Here is a 20,174-nt window from a genome sequence, read left to right as displayed (position 1 = left end):
GAAGATTTGCTTTTTTAATGAGCATATAGATGGTTTACTCGTCATCAAAGTTGCCATCAGTGGATTCATTTTGCTCCAAAGAAGCATCAAAAATCAGAATGGCTTTACCATCAGTTTCAATCATGCCTTGTTCTTCAAGTGTTTTTAGAACACGCCCGACCATTTCACGTGAACAGCCGACAATACGACCAATTTCTTGGCGTGTAATACGAATTTGACGACCGTTTGGCAAAATCATGGCTTCTGGTTGCGCAGAAAGATCAATCAAGCAACGTGCAATACGACCAGACACATCTATAAAGGCAAGGTCAGTTACCTTACGTGTAGTATTTTTTAAACGACGTACCAGCTGTGCAAAAACGGCATAGCTTAAGTCAGGATATTGTTTGCTGAGTTCGTGGAAGTTTTCATAAGTAATTTCTGCAATTTCACAGACATCACGAGTACGAACTTCTGCAGTACGTTGTGGATTCGATTCAAACAGACCCATTTCCCCAAAAAAGTCGCCTGGATTCAAATATGCCACAACAATTTCGCGATCATCATCTTCGCGAAGAATAATTGATACTGAACCTTTTAAAATCAAATATAACGATTTAGATTCAGTCCCTGCATCAACAATAGTTGTCCGTTTTGGATAACGGTTGATGTATGCACGTTTTAATAATGCTTTGACTGAGTCAGGCAGTTGTCCAGGGGACAATGCATCAGTGCTCAGCTGTGAAAAGTTTGAAGTCATGCTAACGGTTCCGAAAATGGATAAATAATAGATCGCACAAGACCTAGTCTGAACTTGTCACACAGTAGAGATGAAATTCCTTATCAACTCAAGTTATGTTAGTGTACAAATACCCGTGTCAATCTATAGTTTTTTTTAGGTAGTTGCAATGCAAACAAGTGTTCAGTGGTTAGAGAACGTTGCTTTTGAAGCCAAATCAGAAAGTGGTCATTCTGTAGTGATGGATGGATCTGCAGAATATGGCGGTGAAAACCGTGGTCCACGTCCTATGGAGTTAATCTTAATGGGACTTGGTGGTTGTGCTTCATTCGATATTGTGACTATTTTAAAGAAATCACGCCAAGAAGTGACGCATGTTGAATGTCAGTTAAAAGCAGAACGTGCCGATAGCATCCCTGCCGTGTTCACCAAAATTCATTTGCATTTTGTGGTCAAAGGCAAGGCTGTCAAGGAAAAGCAGGTTGCGAAGGCGGTTGAACTTTCAGCAGAAAAGTACTGTTCTGCCAGTAAAATGCTATCTGATGGTGGTGTTGAAATTAGCCATGATTTTGAAATTATTGAACAAGATTAAGCGTTGACTGATAGGTCATACAATGGTTGGTATATTTGCCAATCATTGTAACTAAATATTTCTATTTGCATGAATAATAATCAAAAGCCTTTAATTTATTGATTTACAAGTGTATGTCAATGATTTAACTCTCCATAAAAAATTACCAGAATAAACTTGAAATTTACTTCAATCAGTCCAATATTATAATTGAAATCTAACTGTTAATTTTAATTAAGATTTTGAAAAATATATAAAAAATTAATTGAAATTTACGCCTGCGTTCCCATATATCCATCAAGTACACAATTTGTTGTGAGGAATAACAAGAATGCGTTTTGAAAAGTTTACCAACCGACTACAGCAAGCATTATCCGATGCCCAATCTCTTGCGATAGGGAAAGATCATACTGCCATTGAAGGCATTCACTTATTGGCGACTTTGCTCGAAGAAGCCTCCAATGTCAGTTTATTACAACAAGCAGGCGCCAACCTACGTGATTTGCAAAGCAAATTACAGCAAGCGATTGCCGATGCACCGACTTTGGCCAATCCAACAGGCGATATCAACTTAAGTCCAGATGCAGTTAAAGCCCTGAATTTGGCTGACAGTTTTGCCCAAAAAGCAGGTGATGAGTTTTTATCGACTGATTGGGTAATGCTTGGTTTGGCCGAAGTGGGCGCGACCAAAACACTACTGAACAGTGTAGGCGTGACCTCAGGCAGTTTGCGTAGCGTGATTGACAAAATTAGAGGGGATGAAAAAGTCATGAGCAATAATCACGAAGATCAACGTGACTCACTCAATAAATATACCATCGATTTAACCGAACGTGCGTTGGCGGGCAAGCTAGACCCTGTAATTGGTCGTGATGATGAAATTCGCCGTACCGTTCAGGTGTTGTCACGCCGTACCAAAAACAACCCAGTACTCATTGGTGAACCTGGTGTGGGTAAAACGGCAATTGTTGAAGGTTTGGCACAGCGTATTGTGAATGGTGAAGTGCCTGAAAGCTTAAAAGGCAAACGTGTTTTATCTTTAGATTTAGGCTCGTTATTGGCAGGTGCGAAATATCGTGGTGAGTTTGAAGAACGCCTGAAAGCGGTACTGAAAGACTTGGCCAAACAAGAAGGCGAAGTCATCTTATTTATTGATGAATTACACACGCTTGTGGGTGCGGGTAAAGGTGATGGTGCAATGGATGCAGGCAACATGTTGAAACCTGCATTGGCACGCGGTGAGTTGCGCTGTGTAGGTGCAACGACTTTAGATGAGTATCGTCAATATATTGAAAAAGATGCTGCTTTGGAACGTCGTTTCCAAAAAGTATTGGTCGATGAGCCAAGTGTAGAAGACACCATTGCAATTTTACGAGGTCTGAAAGAACGCTACGAAGTGCACCACGGGGTTAAAATTTTAGATTCGGCGATTATTGCCGCCGCTAAAATGTCGCACCGTTATATCACTGACCGTCAACTTCCCGACAAGGCAATTGATTTGGTGGATGAGGCAGCGTCACGGATTAAAATGGAGCTAGATTCTAAGCCTGAAGCCTTAGATAAATTAGAGCGCCGTTTAATTCAATTAAAACTGCAACTTGAAGCCGTGAAGAAAGATGAAGATGCAGGCAGCCGTGCTGAAGTTGCACATCTGGAAAAACAAATTATTGAAGTTCAAAATGAATACAATGATTTGGAAGAAGTTTGGAAAGCGGAAAAAACCTTGGTTGAAGGCACTAAGCAAATTCAGACTCAGCTTGATCAGGCACGTATGGCATTGCAAAAAGCGCAGCGTGAAAATGACTTGGCGGAAATGTCACGTTTACAATACGGTGTGATTCCTGAGTTGGAAAAACAACTGGCACAAGATGAGTTGGTTGAAGAGAAAGAAGAACCAAAATTATTGCGTAACAAAGTTACGGACAATGAAATTGCTGAAGTCGTGAGTGCTGCAACGGGCATTCCTGTATCGAAAATGCTGCAGGGTGAACGTGAAAAATTGCTACACATGGAAGATTTCTTGCATAACCGTGTGGTGGGGCAAGATGAAGCTGTGGTGGCGGTGTCGAATGCGGTACGTCGTTCACGCGCAGGTTTGTCTGATCCTAACCGTCCAAGTGGTTCGTTCCTGTTCCTTGGCCCAACAGGGGTAGGTAAAACAGAATTGACCAAAGCGTTAGCGAACTTCTTGTTTGACAGCGATGACGCCATGATTCGGATTGATATGTCTGAATTTATGGAAAAACACTCGGTCAGCCGTTTGGTCGGTGCGCCTCCAGGCTATGTCGGTTATGAAGAAGGTGGTGTATTAACCGAAGCAGTACGTCGTAAACCGTACAGTGTGGTGCTGTTTGATGAGGTGGAAAAAGCCCATCCAGACGTATTTAACATCTTGTTGCAGGTGTTGGATGATGGACGCCTAACCGACTCGCAAGGTCGCGTGGTGGACTTTAAGAACACTGTAATTGTGATGACTTCTAACTTGGGTTCACACGAAGTACGTGAATTGGGTGACAATCCAACACGTGAAGAAGTGCGTACCGTGGTCATGGCCGCAGTTTCACAACATTTCCGCCCTGAGTTTATTAACCGTATTGATGAGTTGGTGGTGTTCCATTCACTGGAAAAAGCACAAATTCGTGGCATTGCCGATATTCAATTGGATCGTTTACGTGCGCGTTTAAGCGAACGTGACTTGAGCTTGTCGATAGACGATACTGCATTTGATCAATTGATTGAAGCAGGTTTTGACCCAGTCTACGGTGCGCGTCCATTGAAACGTGCAATTCAGCAACATGTGGAAAACACGTTGGCGCAAAAAATCCTCGCAGGTGACTTTGTTGCAGGTGATACGATTTTAATTAAAGCTGAAAATGGTCATTTGCTGTTTGAAAAAATGAAACTCAGCTAATTGGCTATGTGTAAGCAACTTTTAAGAAACCCAGCTTCGGCTGGGTTTTTTATGACTGACAATTTAGGTCACATAAGTAAAATTTTTGGTAAAAAATGACAGCTATTTTTAATATTTTGTGATGAATATTATATTTAAGTGATTTATTTGCAAAACAATTATCTTTTTTAAAGAAGATTAATTATAATTTATTGTTCAATAAGAATAGATAAATTCTGAGCAGAATCTATGTCAAAAATAGTATGGGGTGGAATGGGGGTTGCAGTGTTGGCAGGAGCTGTCACTGCAGGAAATTTATATGCAGATAAGAGCCTGCGTGAGCATTATCAACAAAATTTAAATCCTGTACCCAATGTGAGCGTCCAATATACGGACTACGACATGGGGACTCTAACAGGTACTGCCAAATGGAAAATGACCATTATTGCAGACCCATGTAATGCTAAAGAAAAACTGGTGTTTCACGGACAAGATCAAATTCAGCGGACATGGAAAGGTTACCAAATTGATTCTAAAATGAATCTGGAACAAGGGCAGGGACAATTTTCCGAGTTCTTTCAGCAGCCTCTAAATGTGACAACGCAAGTGAATTGGTTGGGTGTATCGACCACGAAATTGAGCATACCTGCTATAGAGAAAAAAGATGCAGGACTTGAAGCTAAATTTTCTCCTATACAGATTGAGTTTCAGGCGAAACAAAGTCAAGGGCAGCAGAAAATTGTAAATATGATTTTTGATGTGCCTCAATTGACGGTACGAGATCAATTTGGACATCTTCAAGTAAAAGGTATGCAGCTTAAAACCAATCAGTCTTTGTATGGGCAGTCTTTAGAGCCTGGCTATTTCCAATTCAGTATCGCAGAAATGCAGCGTCAGGACTCAAAAGCAGTGGGTTCAGGTAAAATGAAAGACTTCAGTTGGCGTATGGATACTCAACTGCATGAGCGTACGGTTGATATTCAATCAAAATTCAAAATTGCTGAATTAGGTTTAGACAATGTGCCCGCAATGCAAGATTTGCAGTTCAATTGGGATGTTAAAGATTTGCAACGCACAAAAATGCAGACCTTCTTTGATATTATTCAAAAACAAAGTAATTCCTGCTTAGAAGCAGAAAACTTTGGGAAAGAAGTTCAACAAGCCTTATTGGCTGTGATTAATGAGGGTTTTCAGTTTGAATCCAAGAATAATCAGTTGAAGTTAGGTACGGGCAGTATTCGAGCAGATTTGGTTGGTAAAGTGATGCCAGGGCATCAGACCACTATAGAAGGCTTGGCAAAAATGTTCCCAAGTTTGCTAGAAGTGCAAACCGATGTGAGTTTTAACAAACAAGTAGTCAAAACTATTATGAATAATTATATGAATGCTGCGGGTAAAAGCATGTCTGATCAAGAATTAGAACAGATGCTCAGTGCGATGCAAAGCAATCAGCAAATTCAACGTGATGGTGATGAATTTAAACTGTCGATGCATTATCAATATGGTGAAAAGAAGTTTTTAACTGGTCAATAATCTAGATACTGATCTACGATACAACAAAGCCTGTTCAAATGAACAGGCTTTGTTGTATTGCCATATCGTTTATTTAAACAGGCGGGTGCTGAATTTTCCAAGCACGGTGGATTTTGGTATTGCGTTTGAAATCTAGCCCAATAGTTTCATGGCTAATTTCTTGCACATCCAACATGGCTTCAATTTCTTCATCCATTTCAAAACCACGGTAGTTGTTGGAGAAGTACAGCGTTCCGCCTGTGGTTAAGCGGTTCATGGCACGCTTAATTAAAGAAACGTGGTCGCGTTGTACGTCAAATGTTCCGTAGAACTTTTTAGAGTTTGAGAAAGTTGGTGGGTCAATAAAGATCAGATCATATTGTTCATGACCTTCTTTGAGCCATTCAAAACAATCACTGGCAAAGAATTGATGTTGTTCATCGGCATGGTCTACCGTTAAACCATTCAATACAAAGTTTTCTTTAGACCAATTCAAATAAGTATTGGATAAATCGACGCTGGTGGTACTTGCTGCACCGCCAAGCGCGGCATGTAAACTTGCAGTTGAGGTATAACTGTATAAATTCAGGAAGTGCTTGCCACGTGCTTCTTTGGCAATACGTAAACGCATTTGACGATGGTCAAGGAACAAGCCTGTATCTAGGTAGTCGGTGAGGTTAACCAAAATTTTAGCCTGACCTTCTTGCACAATAAAACGCTTCGAGGCGGTACTTTGTTTGGTGTACTGGTTTTTACCTTCCTGACGGGCACGGGTTTTAATAAATACCGCATCGCGCCCTAAACCTGTGACAGCGCGAATGGCTTGTAAGGCAAGGTTAAAACGCTTTTTGGCTTTTTCAGGATCAATTTTTTTCGGCGGCGCATATTCCTGCACGTGCAAACGGTCGCCGTATAAATCGACTGCGACATTAAAGTCAGGTAAGTCTGCATCGTATAAACGCAGGCAATGCACATTTTCTTTCACCGCCCATTTTTTCAGGCTCTGCATGTTTTTTTGCAAACGGTTGGTGAAATCTTCTGCGCCTTCAATGGGTTCAAACTGTTGCGGTTGCCAATCTGCTAAGAATGGACGCGCGACTGTTGCAGGTTTGATCGTACCAAAACGGACATAAATTGGCAGTTTACCGTTCATCAAACGTAAAATTTGCGGGTCATTGAAAGCCAACACATCGGCTTGTTCAACTTGGGCTGCAATGACGGCTGCTTTTTGATTTGGGAAATGCTTTTGCAAGAGGGCAGACAGACCCAAATATAAGGCACGGTTCGAGGCTTTATCGCCCAAACGCTCACCATAAGGTGGGTTGGTTACAATAAAGGCCTTTTTACCTTCGGCTTGAAAGTCGGGCCAGTCAGCCAAAGTACGTTCTTCAATTTGAATCTGATCGAGCAGACTTTCAAAACCTGCTGCAATAATATTTTGCTTGGTGGCTTTGACTGCTTCCCAGTCGGCATCGAAAGCATAAAATTTTGGCAATGGTTGTTGTAATGCAGTTTGATGGCGTTCAGCCGCTTCTGCTTTAATACTCATCCATAATTCATGGTCGTGACCTTGCCAACCGTTAAAACCGAAACGACGTACCAAACCCGGTGCACGGTCAGTCAGCATCATCAATGCTTCAATAATAAACGTACCCGAACCACACATTGGGTCTAAAATAATGTCGGGTTGAATTTGTTGTAATTGACCTTTTTGCAGAATCGCTGCGGCAAGGTTTTCTTTAATTGGGGCATCGGTCATAAAACGACGATAGCCGCGTTTATGCAGTGAATCGCCAGATAAATCTAGGCAGTATGTATGTTCTTTTTTACCTGCCAACACGTATAAGGTAATTTCAGGCTGTTTGATGTCAATGCTTGGACGTTTGCCCACTGCATCCATAAATGAATCGACCACACCATCTTTAACGCGCAAGGTCGCAAATTGGCTGTTCACTTTAATGTCACGCTCTATATGCAAACGCACTGCAAAAGTACTTTGTGGCGCAAAAATCAGTGACCAGTCAAAGCTCAGCGCACCTTCATAAAGCTCTTCGGCTACATCGCGCGCGTCGTGACTAAATTCAATTTCGTGTGTGTGAATTGGTGTAAGGACACGTGAGGCTAAACGTGACCACATGCAGACACGATAGGCATTTTCGAGTGTGCCTTTGAAAATTAAACGACCCGGTAAACGTTCGATATTTTGAATACCTAAACCTTGCATTTCTTCTTGCAATAAGGTTTCAAGTCCATCTGCACAGGTGACCCAATATGTAGAAAGACGGGGTTTCGAATTCATGAAAATTTCCAAAAGCAATTCAGCAATCGGCTATTTTACCGTATTTTGTGCTAGAAAACTTAGTGATTTAGCGTGAATCGTGCAGAATTTTAAAGGTCTAGGTTTGAAGAGCTTCAGGGCATTTTTTACTGTTTTTTTCTAAAAAGGCAATGAGGATGTAATGACATCTCTAAAAAATTTTGAGTGATTGTATTGCGGAAAAATAAAAACCTGAATATTCACATGATTGGTATGTATTTTGCTCATACATTGTTGTGATGGTGAACATTTTGCAGATGAGCATCAAACACTGCAAAACAACAATGAAGCGATAAGGGGAATATTTAAATGACCACGGCTACTTTAAACACGGCACAGGCTTTAACAGCAAATAACGAGATTTTTTCAGTTGCCACTTTAATTTATACGCGATTAAGACGGGTCAGTGGACGTGTGATTGATGTCATGTATCTGGTTGAAAATTCAGACTATGCACGTGCTGTGCTGCAATTGGCGCTCGCTACACACGATGAGGAATTGTGCCGTTATGCGCTGCGCTTAAACAGTATATTGGCTAACTTAATGGATGCTGATGCAGAAATAACGTCGCCACAGACTGAAGCGCAGCAATTAGATGCAGTAGAAAATATAGAAAATACAGATGACTTGACTGAAGCTACAGCTGAAGAAATTTATCGGGCGCAGGTGTCCCATCATTATATAGGGGCATTGCGTTAAACGGTGAATTGTACAGACTATGCCTACATAGCCTGAAGGTTGCGTAGGCAGTTGTAGGCGAAGATTGACCCACCAGATGTTCATCAAGCTCATATCAAGATGATTGGCTAGCAGAGCAGTTAAATATAAATGCCATCCTTTCACATCGCTTTGTAGAGTATTAAGCATGAAAGAAAGTGTAGATGAGTCTGCATGACTTAATTTTTAAAATCATAAGTTTCTTTTGACTAAATCATGCCAAGTTACACTGCTTTGCCAAATCAATTTCTGTATAATGCGTTAACTTAACGTATAAGGAATCTCTCATGCATTTGGCGGCATTGCATACTCCGAGCCAGATTCAATTGAATAAAGATGGGCATTTAAAACACTTTTTAACCATCGAAGGTCTTTCCAAAGAAACCCTCACCCAAATTCTGGACACAGCACAGTCCTTTTTCAATGAACAAAACCAACTGATCACCAATAATTTGCTCGAAGGGCGCACGGTGATGAATTTGTTCTTCGAAAACTCTACTCGTACCCGCACCACATTTGAAGCCGCAGCCAAGCGTCTTTCTGCCAATGTACTCAATATTGATATTGCCCGTTCAAGTACCTCTAAAGGTGAAACTTTGCGTGACACTTTGTGGAACTTAGAGGCGATGGCTGCTGACATTTTTGTGGTGCGTCATTCATCTTCAGGTGCAGCACATTTTATTGCTAAAACGGTTTGCCCAAAGGTTGCCATTATTAATGCGGGTGATGGCCGTCATGCACATCCAACGCAAGCGATGTTGGATATGCTGACCATTCGCCGTGAAACCCAACGACCTTATGAAGAATTAAGTGTTGCGATTATTGGTGATATCAAACATTCACGCGTGGCGCGTTCCGATGTGGCTGCCTTGCAAACACTGGGCTGTAAAGACATTCGCGTGATTGCACCGAACACCTTGTTGCCCTACGGTTTTGATGAATATGGCGCAGGCGTGCGTTTATTTAACAAAATGGAAGAAGGCATTAAAGATTGCGACGTGATTATTACCCTGCGTATTCAAAATGAACGTATTGATTCGCCAGCACTTGCCTCACAAGCCGAATTCTACAAAATGTACGGTTTAAACAAAGAGCGTTTGGCGCTTGCAAAACCAAACTGTATTGTGATGCATCCTGGTCCAATGAACCGTGGTGTCGAAATTGATTCAAGCATTGCCGATGGGCCTCAATCGGTGATTTTAAATCAAGTAACCAACGGTATTGCGGTACGTATGGCGGTATTGGCCTTGGCGATGCAAGGTCAATTGCAAGAACAAGGTTTGATTGACGCGATTGCGGTATAAGGAAAAAGTCATGGCGATTGTAAAAATTGAAAATGTACGTGTGCTTGACCCAATCCAGCAAATTGACCGCGTACAAACGGTATATCTTGAAAATGGCAAGTTGGTTGCAGAAAGTGCAGATATTAGCGAAAGCATAGATGCCCAAGGTCAATGGCTCATGCCAACTATGGTCGATTTATGCGCACGTTTACGTGAACCTGGTCAGCAACAACATGGCACGCTCAAATCTGAAGGCAAGGCCGCACGTGAAAACGGAATTCTGCACTTATTTACGCCACCCGATTCTAAACCAATCGTGCAAGACAACGGTGCACTCATTCATGGTTTGGTCGAAAAAGCCATGTTGGATGGTGGCATTTATTTAGAAGTGATTGGTGCACAAACTCAAGGTTTAAACGGCAAGCAGCCTGCCAATATGGCGGGACTGAAAAAAGGCGGCTGTAGTGCAGTGTCCAATGCCAATGCACCTTTTGAAGATGATGATGTCGTGATTCGCACACTGGAATATGCTGCAGGTTTGGACATGACCGTGGTGTTCTATGCCGAAGAACCGCAAATTGCTAAAGATGGCTGTGTGCATGAAGGTTTTATTGCATCGCGTCAGGGCTTGCCTATGATTCCAACTTTGGCAGAAACCGTAGCGATTGCCAAATATTTGCTGATGATTGAAGCCACAGGTGTACGTGCGCATTTTGGCTTATTGTCTTGTGGTGCATCAGTTGAATTGATTCAACAAGCTAAAGCCAAAGGTTTACCTGTCACTTGTGATGTTGCGATGCATCAACTGCATTTAACCGATCAAATTATTGATGGTTTTAACTCGTTAGCGCATGTACGTCCGCCACTGCGCTCAGAGCAAGACAAAGCATTACTGCGTCAAGGTGTAAAAGATGGTGTGATTGATGCGATTTGTACTCATCACGAGCCTTTAAACAGTTCTGCAAAAATGGCACCATTTGCGGATACTTTGTCAGGTTTTACTGCGTTTGATACTTATATTCCCTTTGGGATTCAACTGATTCAGGAAGGTCTACTCAGTCCATTGGAATGGGTAGAAAAAGTGACCCTTGCACCTGCACGTGTAGCAAAAATGCAAAGTCGTTGGGAACAGGAAGCGGGTTGGGTCTTGGTTGACCCAGAAGTAGAATGGACACTGAACAAAGAAACGATTGTGTCACAGGGCAAAAATACGCCTTTAATCAATCAAGTGGTCAAAGGCAAATCAGTACGCGTCTTTACTGCTTAATATGCTTTGATTGATATTTGATTTTCAACTTTAAATAAAAGTCAGCTTCGGCTGGCTTTTTTGTGACTCAATTGTTATTAATTGTTAATTTAGTTTATAATTATTTAAACAAAAGAGGGGTTATTAATGAAACTTAACAATAAAATACTTATTGCTTTTACATCCAGTTTGGCATTAACAGGTTGTGATAAACTATTTTCAAATCATGTTCAATGTGATGATGAGTCTGCTACATCATTGGTAACACAGGTGTTAAATGATAATTTGGAAAAATCTTTAGAACGCGAACTGAAATTGTTAATCAAAGATGGTTCGATTAAAGATTTAGATCCTGCAAAACTTAAATTATCTGCAAAAAATATCCAATTTAGTTTGGCAGATAGCAGAACGGATTTTATTGATCCGAATAGTCCTAAAACTTCATGCTCAATTGATTTAACAGTTACAGTTCCATCGGATTTAATAAAAAAATCTGATGAAGCAAGATCTAAAGTTGATGCTCTAAGTGTTGAAGCACAAGCAAATAATTTAGGTGTGAATTATGAAAATAATAAAATTAATTTAACTTTAGAATATGTTTTACAACCAACTGATAAAGGTGACAAGGTTTTAGCACAAATAAAAAATTCATCTGACATGCAAACTTTAGTTTCAGATACTTTGACTTATGCTTTCTTAAAACCACAAATTGAAAAGAATCAGGTCCAAAATTTGGAAACTACCAAAGCTAATATGCGAAGAAATAATACTGATTATTTAGCAAACGAAGCTGCTTTAGAAGCTGCAGAAGCCGCTAATGCAGCAGCGGATGAAGTGCTCGCAGAAAGTTATGAAGAATATTAATAATCTGTTTCTGTAATAAAGATAAATTGATAATAGGGTAATTATGAAATTTAAATTATTAGCACTAATCGGTAGTATGTTCTTTATATCTGGCTGTGATAAAGTACAATCAATTACAGGTAGCTCAGTTAAATGTGATAATGAAACTGCCAAACAGTTGGTTGTTGAAAGTTTTAGTAAAACAGTAGGTGATGTTGCAGCATTACGTGTTAAAGAGCTAGTTGATAGTGAAAATATCACAATTGATATGGGTAAATTAAGAAGCACCCTTCAGCAAATTACATTTAATGTGAATGACGTTCGTACAAATAACTCTGATCCGAATAGTAATAAGCAGTATTGTGTAACGGAATTTGTGGTTAAAATCCCAGATCAAATGATTAAAGATGCAGATGCAGCCAGAGCTATTTATGATGAAAATAATATTGCTCAGTCTGCGATTTTGTCTGATTTATCCTTTGAATCAAATCAATTGAAAAAAGAAATTGAATACTTAGTGCAACCAACAGATGACGGTAAAAAAGTTTATGTGACTTTAGAAAATCCAGATGCTCTTGCATATTTTGTCAGAGATATTGCTGTTGATTCTTTAGTCAAAACTGCACGACAAAATGCGGCAGAGGTTGCTAAACAAGAAGAAATAAAAAGGATAGCTGAAGAGTCAGCTGTCGCTGAAGAGTATCAATCAGTTTTATTGTCAGAAGCTCAATCAAATTTAGATAAAGCTAATGCGAATTTGAATTTAGTATGGAATGCTACCACCAAAGACGTACGTGATCAGCTGCTTGCTGAACAAAAAATTTGGTTAAAGAAGCGTGATTTAGAGTGCAAATTGGAAAGTTCAAATACAGAAAATCCAGAAGTTTTTCGTTTAAACTGTGAAACAAGTATGACCAACGAACGTACCAATGAATTACGCCAAAAAATTTATTATTTAGAACCTTGATTTCAAGTTTAAATAAAAGTCAGCTTCGGCTGGCTTTTTTATTGAATTCTTAAAAATCAAAAATAGAAAACCGAACAATAGAAAACTCTACATTCCGTTGATTTAAATTTCACAACAAAATCAAAACACCACAATTTATTACATTTGTTTAAATTTTAAGCATATATATTAAAAAACAACATGAAAACAAAGACAAAAAAAGAGGACATATATATGCAAACAGATTTGATAGACTTGCTCAAACAAAGCGTGTCATCCATTGTATTGGAAGGGGAAACTCAGCATTTACTTGAAAAAAATCAGGCATTGAGTGGTTTTTATCCAATTTTATTGTCTATTTTAAATTCACGTCCTGAATTAATTGATAATTTGCATCGACAGCTTAACCCTCGTGTGGGCGATGTCTTTGGTTCAAACTTGTCTTTAAAACAGCAGTTTATGGATATGGTGAGTGGCACAGCACCACAAGCCGAAATTGAAAATACACTGAATCGTTCTATTGCACCTAGTCTAAACTTTCTTGAAAATCAGGCAGGGTCATCAGACCCAGTTGCGATTCAACATTTATTGCAAAATAATTTAGATTCAATTCAGGCAGCTTTGCCGCAGTGGGCAACAGCTTTATTGGCTGCATTGGGGGTAAATAATGCTGCAGGACAAACCGTACATCAAGCACCTGAAGTTATTGTAACTGAGCCAGTAGAAGAGCGCCGTTCGTGGTTATTGCCAATTTTAGCTTTAATTATTTTAATTGGTTTATTGGCATTTTTGTTCCGCACATGTAGTGACCGCAACCAAGCGCCTGCAACCACACAGACCCAAGTGGCAGCAAATCAGGTTGCAATGCTGCAAGTCAGTACGGGTAGTGATGGTAATTTGGTGACCTGTCAAATTTTGTTGAATAATCCAAGCTATATGGAAATTTTGCAAAATGAAGTGAAGCAAATTTTTAATCATCCAACAGGTTGTGGTGCAGAAAATTATGCCAACTATCATTCAGAATTTATTGATCAGGATGTAATTCCAAGCGTGTTGAAAATGCTCAAAGCTGTACCGAATGTCAATTTAATCTGGGTGGGTAATCAACTGTCTATTCAAGCAGCGAACCCTGCCGATGCAGAGCGTTTAGCCAGTCAAATTCGTCCATTGGCTAAAAACATGACTGTAGTGACTCAGCAACCTGCAGAAAACATAGTAACCGATGTCAATCAGGCTGTAACCAGCAGTATTAGTAATGCCGAGCAGGCTTTGGCTGCAATTAATCCTGACAATATCCGCGCGTTAGATGTTGCGACGGCACTCAATATGCAAATCATTAATTTTGATTCTGCATCGACTGAAATTCCAGCAGCCAATAAGTCTATTTTAGATCAGGCTGCGGTATTGATGCAGCGCGCGCCACAAGTGCAATTAACCGTGAAAGGGCATACCGATGCCGTAGGTGATGCCAATGCCAACAAAACTTTGTCACAACAACGTGCGCAAGCAGTGGTCGATTATTTAGTATCACGTGGTGTAAATCCGGGTCAATTGCAAGCCATTGGTTTTGGTTCAGAGCAGCCGATTGCGGCAAATGCAACGCCAGAAGGTCAATTTAAAAACCGCCGTATTGAGTTTGAAGTCTTGAATGTAGATACAGGCACGGTGCGTAGTGTGGAAGATGCTGGCGTGGTAGAGCAAAAGGCGCCTCAATCTTAAAATAGGTCTATTTTCTTGTAAGCCTTCACTTTGCAAAGTGAAGGCTTTTTTATTGTGGATCAATCCCGAAGTATTGTGCAAATATCGAAATTGAAAGTGATTTTTTAAATGATTTTTGGTTTAGTGGAATCGTTTTATAAATCAGTGATTTATTGGTTTTGTTGAGTGGAAAAGTATAGGAGTCAAAATAAACTCTCTCCCTTGTATTAAGTTTTAAAGCAGTGCATCAAAACTTGCAAAGGAGAGGGTTATTCACTCGAGATAAATTCATCAAGCTGCGACTTTTTGTAAGGCAACACCTGTGACTTTTTGAATTTCATCAAAACTGACATCGGGTGCAAGTTCAATCAACTTTACGCCTTGTGGAGTAATATCAAGCACGCCTAAATCGGTAATGATACGATGCACCACCGCTTTACCCGTAAGCGGTAAACTGCACTGCGATACAATTTTAGGGGTGCCATCTTTGGCACAGTGTTCCATCAGTACCACGACTTTTTGCACGCCTGCAACCAAATCCATTGCACCGCCCATACCTTTAACTTTCTTGCCTGGAATCATCCAGTTGGCCAGATCGCCAGTTTCTGAAACTTCCATTGCACCCAAAATGGCGATATTGACGTGCCCGCCACGAATCATGGCAAATGAGTCTGCACTAGAGAAAAAGGCGGCACCTTTACGCGCGGTGACTGTCTGTTTTCCAGCATTGATCAGGTCGGCATCTACCGTAGCCTCAGTCGGAAATTCACCAATACCCAGCAAGCCATTTTCAGACTGCAACCAGACATTAATATGGTCAGGAATATAGTTGGCTACCAGTGTTGGCAAACCAATACCTAAATTGACATAAAAACCATCTTCTAATTCTTGTGCGGCGCGTTGCGCCATTTGATTACGCGTCCAAGCCATGTGATTAAGCCTCCGCCTTTAAAGTCATTTGTTCAATACGTTTTTCTGGAGTTGCATTCAGGACAATGCGATTCACATAAATCCCCGGGAGGTGAATTTCATCGGGTTCTAAATCGCCAATCTCTACAATTTCCTCAACCTCTGCAATGGTGATTTTGCCCGCCATGGCACAGACTGGATTAAAGTTTTGGGCAGTTTTACGGAAAATCAAATTGCCAGCCTTATCTGCTTTATAGGCTTTAACTAAAGCGACATCTGCCGTTAAGGATTCTTCTAAAATATAGTCTTTGCCATTAAATTCACGGACTTCTTTGCCTTCTGCAATGACCGTACCAACACCTGTAGGAGTGAAAAATGCAGGAATACCTGCACCGCCTGCACGTAATTTTTCAGCCAGTGTACCTTGTGGGGTGAGTTCGACTTCCAATTCGCCATTTAAAAATTGGTGTTCAAATTCTTTATTTTCACCGACATAAGACGAAATCATTTTTTTGATTTGTTTGGTTTCAAGTAATAGACCTAAACCAAAACCATCGACCCCTGCATTATTAGAAATGCAAGTTAGTTGTTTTGCGCCTGTAGCTTTGAGCGCGGCAATCAGGGCTTCTGGAATGCCACATAAACCAAAACCGCCAACCGCTAAGGTCTGTCCATCCTGCACCACACCATTTAATGCAGCTTGTGCGCTGTCATATACTTTATTGGACATTTGTCACCTCTATTTATTTTCTATACGGCATTCACTTGCCGTTGCATTTGTTGCTTATAAAGCATTGTTCATACAGATTTGGGCTTTAAGCACAGGCCTTTTGCCAATAAGCATTGGCATAGTTGGAGGGATTGTTGCGCTGCAATACATCGCTGATATTACGGCTAGCCTGCATTAAAGCATCCACCTGAATACCCGTTTCAAAGCCCATGTTGGAGAGTAGATAATACAAATCCTCAGTCGAGACATTGCCCGAAGCACCTTTGGCGTATGGGCAACCACCCAGCCCAGCAATGGATGAATCAAATACCCGAATACCTTGTAAGAGTGACTGATAAATATTGGCAATCGCCATACCATAGGTATTATGGAAATGACCTGCCAGAACTTTGCTATCGACTTGTGCCAAGCAAGCATCCCAAACTTTTTGCACACGGTCTGGGGTTGCTGTGCCTATGGTTTCGCCCAAAGACACTTCATAACAGCCCATGTCCAATAATTGCTGTGTGACTTTAGCGACCTGTTTCGGCTCAATTGCACCTTCATAAGGGCAGTCCACCATACATGACACATAACCACGTACTTGAATATCATGTGCTTTGGCGAGGTGCATCACATCACTAAACTTTTCCAGACTTTCAGCAATTGAACAGTTAATGTTTTTTTGGGTAAAGCTTTCAGAAGCTGCGGTAAACACCGCAACTTCTTTGCAACCGACTGCCAAAGCCGACTCAAAACCTTTTAAATTGGGCGTGAGTAAACTGAATTGAATGTTCGGGTCTTTGGGTAACTCGGCAAACAGCACATCGCTATCTGCCATTTGCGGAACCCATTTGGCTGAAACACATGAGCCAACTTCAATGTTTTTTAAACCCGTTTGCATTAAATCCAGAATCAGGTTTTTGCGGTCTGTCAAAGTGAGTGGTGTTTTCTCATTTTGCAGACCATCACGTGGCCCGACTTCTACAATTTTGACAAATTCAGTCATGCAACTTCCTCCGTCAAGGCTTCAAATTCAACCAGTTCATCACCGGCTTTGACCTGATCACCCGCTTGGAAATATGAGCTTGCTACAATGCCATCAAAAGGCGCACGAATTGAATATTCAATTTTCATGGCTTCAAGGGTCATTAACACATCATCTTTTTTCACACGAGCATTGGCCGCAACCAAGACTTGGGTAATCACACCCGGCATTGGTGCGGTCAAGTTGTTGTCATTGTCTTGTTGATCATCACCTTTAAAATTAGCTTGTACATAACCAAACACATGACGCTGACCGTTTTGGAAGAGGGTGATGCCTTGGGCATTTTGATTGAAAGCCAATTTTTGTTGCTGACCATTCACACAAAGTTGTAGACGATGCGCATCTAAAAGTTCACCCTGAACGTTCAGCGTTTGCCCATTGAAGTGTACTTTAAAACCTGATGATTGTATTTTTAATTGAATTTTGAGTGTTTGGTCATTGCACTGTAATTGCACTGTGTAGGCGTTTTGCAGGTTTAAGCGCCAGAAGTGGTCTTTTTGCCAAATTGTATTGTTTGCCGCTTTGTTGCTTTGAATACGAGACAATACTTCAATTAACGCAGCAGCAACAATCGTTTCGGTAGCCACATCAGGTTTTGCATTGAGTAAAAATGCTTCTTCACGTTGAATCAGGCCAGTATCTAAATTGGCATTTTTAAAAGAATCACACAGTACTAAGCGATCTAAAAAGGCAATGTTGTTGCCCAAACCATCGACATGGAACTGACCCAAAGCATGGTGCATTTGCGTCAATGCTGCTTCACGGTTTTTGCCCCAGACAATCAGTTTGGCAATCATTGGGTCGTAGTAGGTGCTGATTTCATCGCCTTCTACAATGCCGCTGTCTACGCGTACAGCATCATTTTGCGCTGGATAATGCAAGTAGCTGATTTGACCAATGGCGGGGATAAAGCCTTTTTCTGGTTCTTCGGCATAGACACGTGCTTCGAGGGCATGACCGTGAATTTGCAATTCATGCTGCTGTTTTGGTAAGGGTTCACCAAAGGCCACTCGCAATTGCCACTCTACCAAGTCCTGTCCTGTAATCATTTCAGTGACTGGGTGTTCTACCTGTAGGCGGGTATTCATTTCCATGAAATACGCCGTACCATCTTGCTCGACAATAAACTCGACTGTACCTGCACCCACATAATTCACGGCACGTGCAGCATCAATCGCAGCTTGGCGCATGGTTTCGAGTTTGTCTTCTGGCATTTTAGGCGCAGGTGCTTCTTCAAGCACTTTTTGATGACGACGTTGCACCGAGCAATCACGCTCGAATAAGTGCACATAGTTGCCGTGAGTATCGCCAAAAACCTGAACTTCAATATGGCGTGGCTGAATCACATAGCGTTCAATTAGTACATCTTCATTGCCAAAACTAGAGCGTGCTTCACTCTTACATGAGGCAAGTGAGCTCAGAAAGTCTTCACTGCGTTCAACCAGACGCATACCTTTACCACCACCGCCTGCGCTGGCTTTAATCAATACCGGATAGCCAATGCTGTCGGCTTGTTGCTTTAAGAAAGCTGCATCCTGATTGGTGCCGTGGTAGCCCGGCGTTAGTGGCACGCCTGCTTTTTCCATTAAAGCTTTAGAAGTGGCCTTAAGCCCCATTGCTAGAATGGCTTCAACAGGCGGGCCAATAAAGACAATATTGTTGTCTTTACAGGCAAGGGCAAACTGGTCATTTTCAGACAAGAAACCATAACCCGGGTGAATCGCTTGTGCACCTGTGCTTTTGGCTGCCTGAATAATACGTTCAACTTGCAAATAACTTTGTGCCGCAGGCGATTCACCAATATAAATGGCTTCGTCTGCCAGTTTAACGTGTTGTGATTGCGCATCGGCATCTGAATACACCGCGACAGTCGCAATCCCAAGTTTTTTTGCGGTACGAATTACACGGCAGGCAATTTCACCACGGTTGGCAATTAAAATCTTTTCAAACATCGTGCGATCCTTCTTTTATTATGCCGTGGTCTTGATCCAAGCCGGGCTTTGTTTATTCAAAAATGCATTTAAGCCATTTTTCGCCTCATCTCCTTGGCGAATATGCGCAATATGCTGTGCAGTTTGTTGCAATAAGTCTTCGGTCAAGACTTGCTGATTGACCATCTGAATTAGTTGTTTAGAGGCATGCTGTGCGTCTGGGCCACCCAGTAAGAGGGCTTGTACAATGTCATCAATTTTGCTGTCTAGCTGTTCTGGTGCTGCCACTTCATGTGCCAAACCAATCTGCTGAGCCTGTTCTGCAGAAATACGTTCTGCCGTTAAAAAGTAGCGGGATGCCTGACGTGCACCAATGGCACGAATTACATACGGACTAATCGTGGATGGAGCCAGTCCTAAACGTACTTCGGATGTAGCAAATTTGGCATCCGTGCTGGCAACACAAATATCACAGGCAGAGGCCAAGCCCATACCACCACCAAAGGCAATGCCATGTACACGGGCAATAGTCGGCTGCTTTAAAGTAGCTAAACTTTGCAGCATTTTCGCTAGTTTCAGGGCATCGGCTTGGTTTTCTGCTTCAGAGGCTTGACCTGCTTGTTTCATCCAGTTCAGGTCTGCACCTGCAGAGAAGCTTTTGCCGCGTCCAGCTAAAATTACGACACGTACATCCTCACGCGTATTCAGATACTGAAAGCAGGCGTGTAATTCTTCAATCACTTGGGTATTGAAGGCATTGTGCAGTTCCGCACGATTAATCCAAACCGTAGCCACTTGGTTTTGCTGTTCGAGTTGTAAAAATTGATAATCCATTT

At 41.3% G+C, this 20,174-nt stretch carries 16 protein-coding genes; 9 read left to right on the top strand and 7 right to left on the bottom strand.

Features of this window, described 5'->3' with window-relative positions:
* Positions 1–34 precede the first annotated feature (34 nt).
* Complete coding sequence (gene crp / locus FTU71_RS08425; RefSeq protein WP_004971566.1) at positions 35–739, bottom strand: cAMP-activated global transcriptional regulator CRP; 705 nt, start codon at positions 737–739, stop codon at positions 35–37.
* A 148-nt stretch (positions 740–887) separates the two neighbouring features.
* On the opposite strand from crp, the gene FTU71_RS08420 reads away from it, so the two are divergent.
* The 3 genes from FTU71_RS08420 (at position 888) to FTU71_RS08410 (ending at position 5,712) form a co-directional block, all read left to right on the top strand.
* Positions 888–1,310: an OsmC family protein gene (locus tag FTU71_RS08420; protein ID WP_004971563.1), complete on the top strand. Its 423-nt coding sequence runs from the start codon at positions 888–890 to the stop codon at positions 1,308–1,310.
* A gap of 310 nt (positions 1,311–1,620) precedes the next feature.
* The gene (gene clpB, locus FTU71_RS08415; protein WP_180111807.1) at positions 1,621–4,200 is read left to right on the top strand and encodes an ATP-dependent chaperone ClpB; all 2,580 of its coding nucleotides are present in this window, start codon (positions 1,621–1,623) and stop codon (positions 4,198–4,200) included.
* 228 nt (positions 4,201–4,428) lie between these two features.
* The gene (locus tag FTU71_RS08410; RefSeq protein WP_179994065.1) at positions 4,429–5,712 is read left to right on the top strand and encodes a DUF945 family protein; all 1,284 of its coding nucleotides are present in this window, start codon (positions 4,429–4,431) and stop codon (positions 5,710–5,712) included.
* 73 nt (positions 5,713–5,785) lie between these two features.
* Here the strand turns inward: FTU71_RS08410 and rlmKL are convergent, their stop codons facing one another.
* On the bottom strand, positions 5,786–7,990 hold the full coding sequence (gene rlmKL, locus FTU71_RS08405) for a bifunctional 23S rRNA (guanine(2069)-N(7))-methyltransferase RlmK/23S rRNA (guanine(2445)-N(2))-methyltransferase RlmL (protein ID WP_179994066.1): 2,205 nt from the start codon (positions 7,988–7,990) through the stop codon (positions 5,786–5,788).
* Positions 7,991–8,317: 327 nt separating this feature from the next.
* Here rlmKL and FTU71_RS08400 point away from each other — a divergent pair, with 327 nt between their 5' ends.
* The 6 genes from FTU71_RS08400 (at position 8,318) to FTU71_RS08375 (ending at position 14,762) form a co-directional block, all read left to right on the top strand.
* Positions 8,318–8,707 (top strand): hypothetical protein, encoded by a 390-nt coding sequence (locus FTU71_RS08400; protein WP_180111805.1) that lies wholly within the window; start codon positions 8,318–8,320, stop codon positions 8,705–8,707.
* Positions 8,708–9,012: 305 nt separating this feature from the next.
* Positions 9,013–10,029 (top strand): aspartate carbamoyltransferase catalytic subunit, encoded by a 1,017-nt coding sequence (locus FTU71_RS08395; protein WP_004971550.1) that lies wholly within the window; start codon positions 9,013–9,015, stop codon positions 10,027–10,029.
* A gap of 10 nt (positions 10,030–10,039) precedes the next feature.
* Positions 10,040–11,275, top strand: a complete 1,236-nt coding sequence (locus FTU71_RS08390) for a dihydroorotase (protein WP_180006066.1) — start codon at positions 10,040–10,042, stop codon at positions 11,273–11,275.
* A gap of 126 nt (positions 11,276–11,401) precedes the next feature.
* The gene (locus tag FTU71_RS08385; protein ID WP_104851795.1) at positions 11,402–12,118 is read left to right on the top strand and encodes a hypothetical protein; all 717 of its coding nucleotides are present in this window, start codon (positions 11,402–11,404) and stop codon (positions 12,116–12,118) included.
* Positions 12,119–12,161: 43 nt separating this feature from the next.
* Positions 12,162–13,064: a lysozyme inhibitor LprI family protein gene (locus FTU71_RS08380; RefSeq protein ID WP_228153771.1), complete on the top strand. Its 903-nt coding sequence runs from the start codon at positions 12,162–12,164 to the stop codon at positions 13,062–13,064.
* A gap of 213 nt (positions 13,065–13,277) precedes the next feature.
* Entirely contained in the window at positions 13,278–14,762 is a 1,485-nt protein-coding gene (locus tag FTU71_RS08375) for an OmpA family protein (RefSeq protein WP_180037769.1), read from the top strand.
* 270 nt (positions 14,763–15,032) lie between these two features.
* Here the strand turns inward: FTU71_RS08375 and FTU71_RS08370 are convergent, their stop codons facing one another.
* The 5 genes from FTU71_RS08370 to FTU71_RS08350 all read right to left on the bottom strand — a co-directional run bounded on the left by FTU71_RS08370 (position 15,033) and on the right by FTU71_RS08350 (position 20,172).
* Positions 15,033–15,671 carry a CoA transferase subunit B gene (locus FTU71_RS08370; RefSeq protein WP_180006163.1) on the bottom strand — a complete coding sequence of 213 codons (639 nt, stop codon included), beginning with the start codon at positions 15,669–15,671 and terminating at the stop codon, positions 15,033–15,035.
* A gap of 4 nt (positions 15,672–15,675) precedes the next feature.
* Positions 15,676–16,380 (bottom strand): CoA transferase subunit A, encoded by a 705-nt coding sequence (locus FTU71_RS08365; protein WP_180006164.1) that lies wholly within the window; start codon positions 16,378–16,380, stop codon positions 15,676–15,678.
* A gap of 85 nt (positions 16,381–16,465) precedes the next feature.
* On the bottom strand, positions 16,466–17,368 hold the full coding sequence (locus FTU71_RS08360) for a hydroxymethylglutaryl-CoA lyase (RefSeq protein WP_180006165.1): 903 nt from the start codon (positions 17,366–17,368) through the stop codon (positions 16,466–16,468).
* Complete coding sequence (locus FTU71_RS08355; protein ID WP_180006166.1) at positions 17,365–19,359, bottom strand: acetyl/propionyl/methylcrotonyl-CoA carboxylase subunit alpha; 1,995 nt, start codon at positions 19,357–19,359, stop codon at positions 17,365–17,367. Before FTU71_RS08355 ends, FTU71_RS08360 begins: the two co-directional genes overlap by 4 nt.
* 18 nt (positions 19,360–19,377) lie before the next feature.
* Positions 19,378–20,172 carry an enoyl-CoA hydratase/isomerase family protein gene (locus FTU71_RS08350; RefSeq protein WP_168418976.1) on the bottom strand — a complete coding sequence of 265 codons (795 nt, stop codon included), beginning with the start codon at positions 20,170–20,172 and terminating at the stop codon, positions 19,378–19,380.
* Positions 20,173–20,174 lie beyond the last annotated feature (2 nt).

The organism is Acinetobacter sp. YH12136, from assembly GCF_013418545.1.
GTDB classification, from domain to species: domain Bacteria; phylum Pseudomonadota; class Gammaproteobacteria; order Pseudomonadales; family Moraxellaceae; genus Acinetobacter; species Acinetobacter towneri.
The sequence above is the reverse complement of the archived record's forward strand: the minus strand, read 5'-3'. Positions and strand labels throughout refer to the sequence as shown.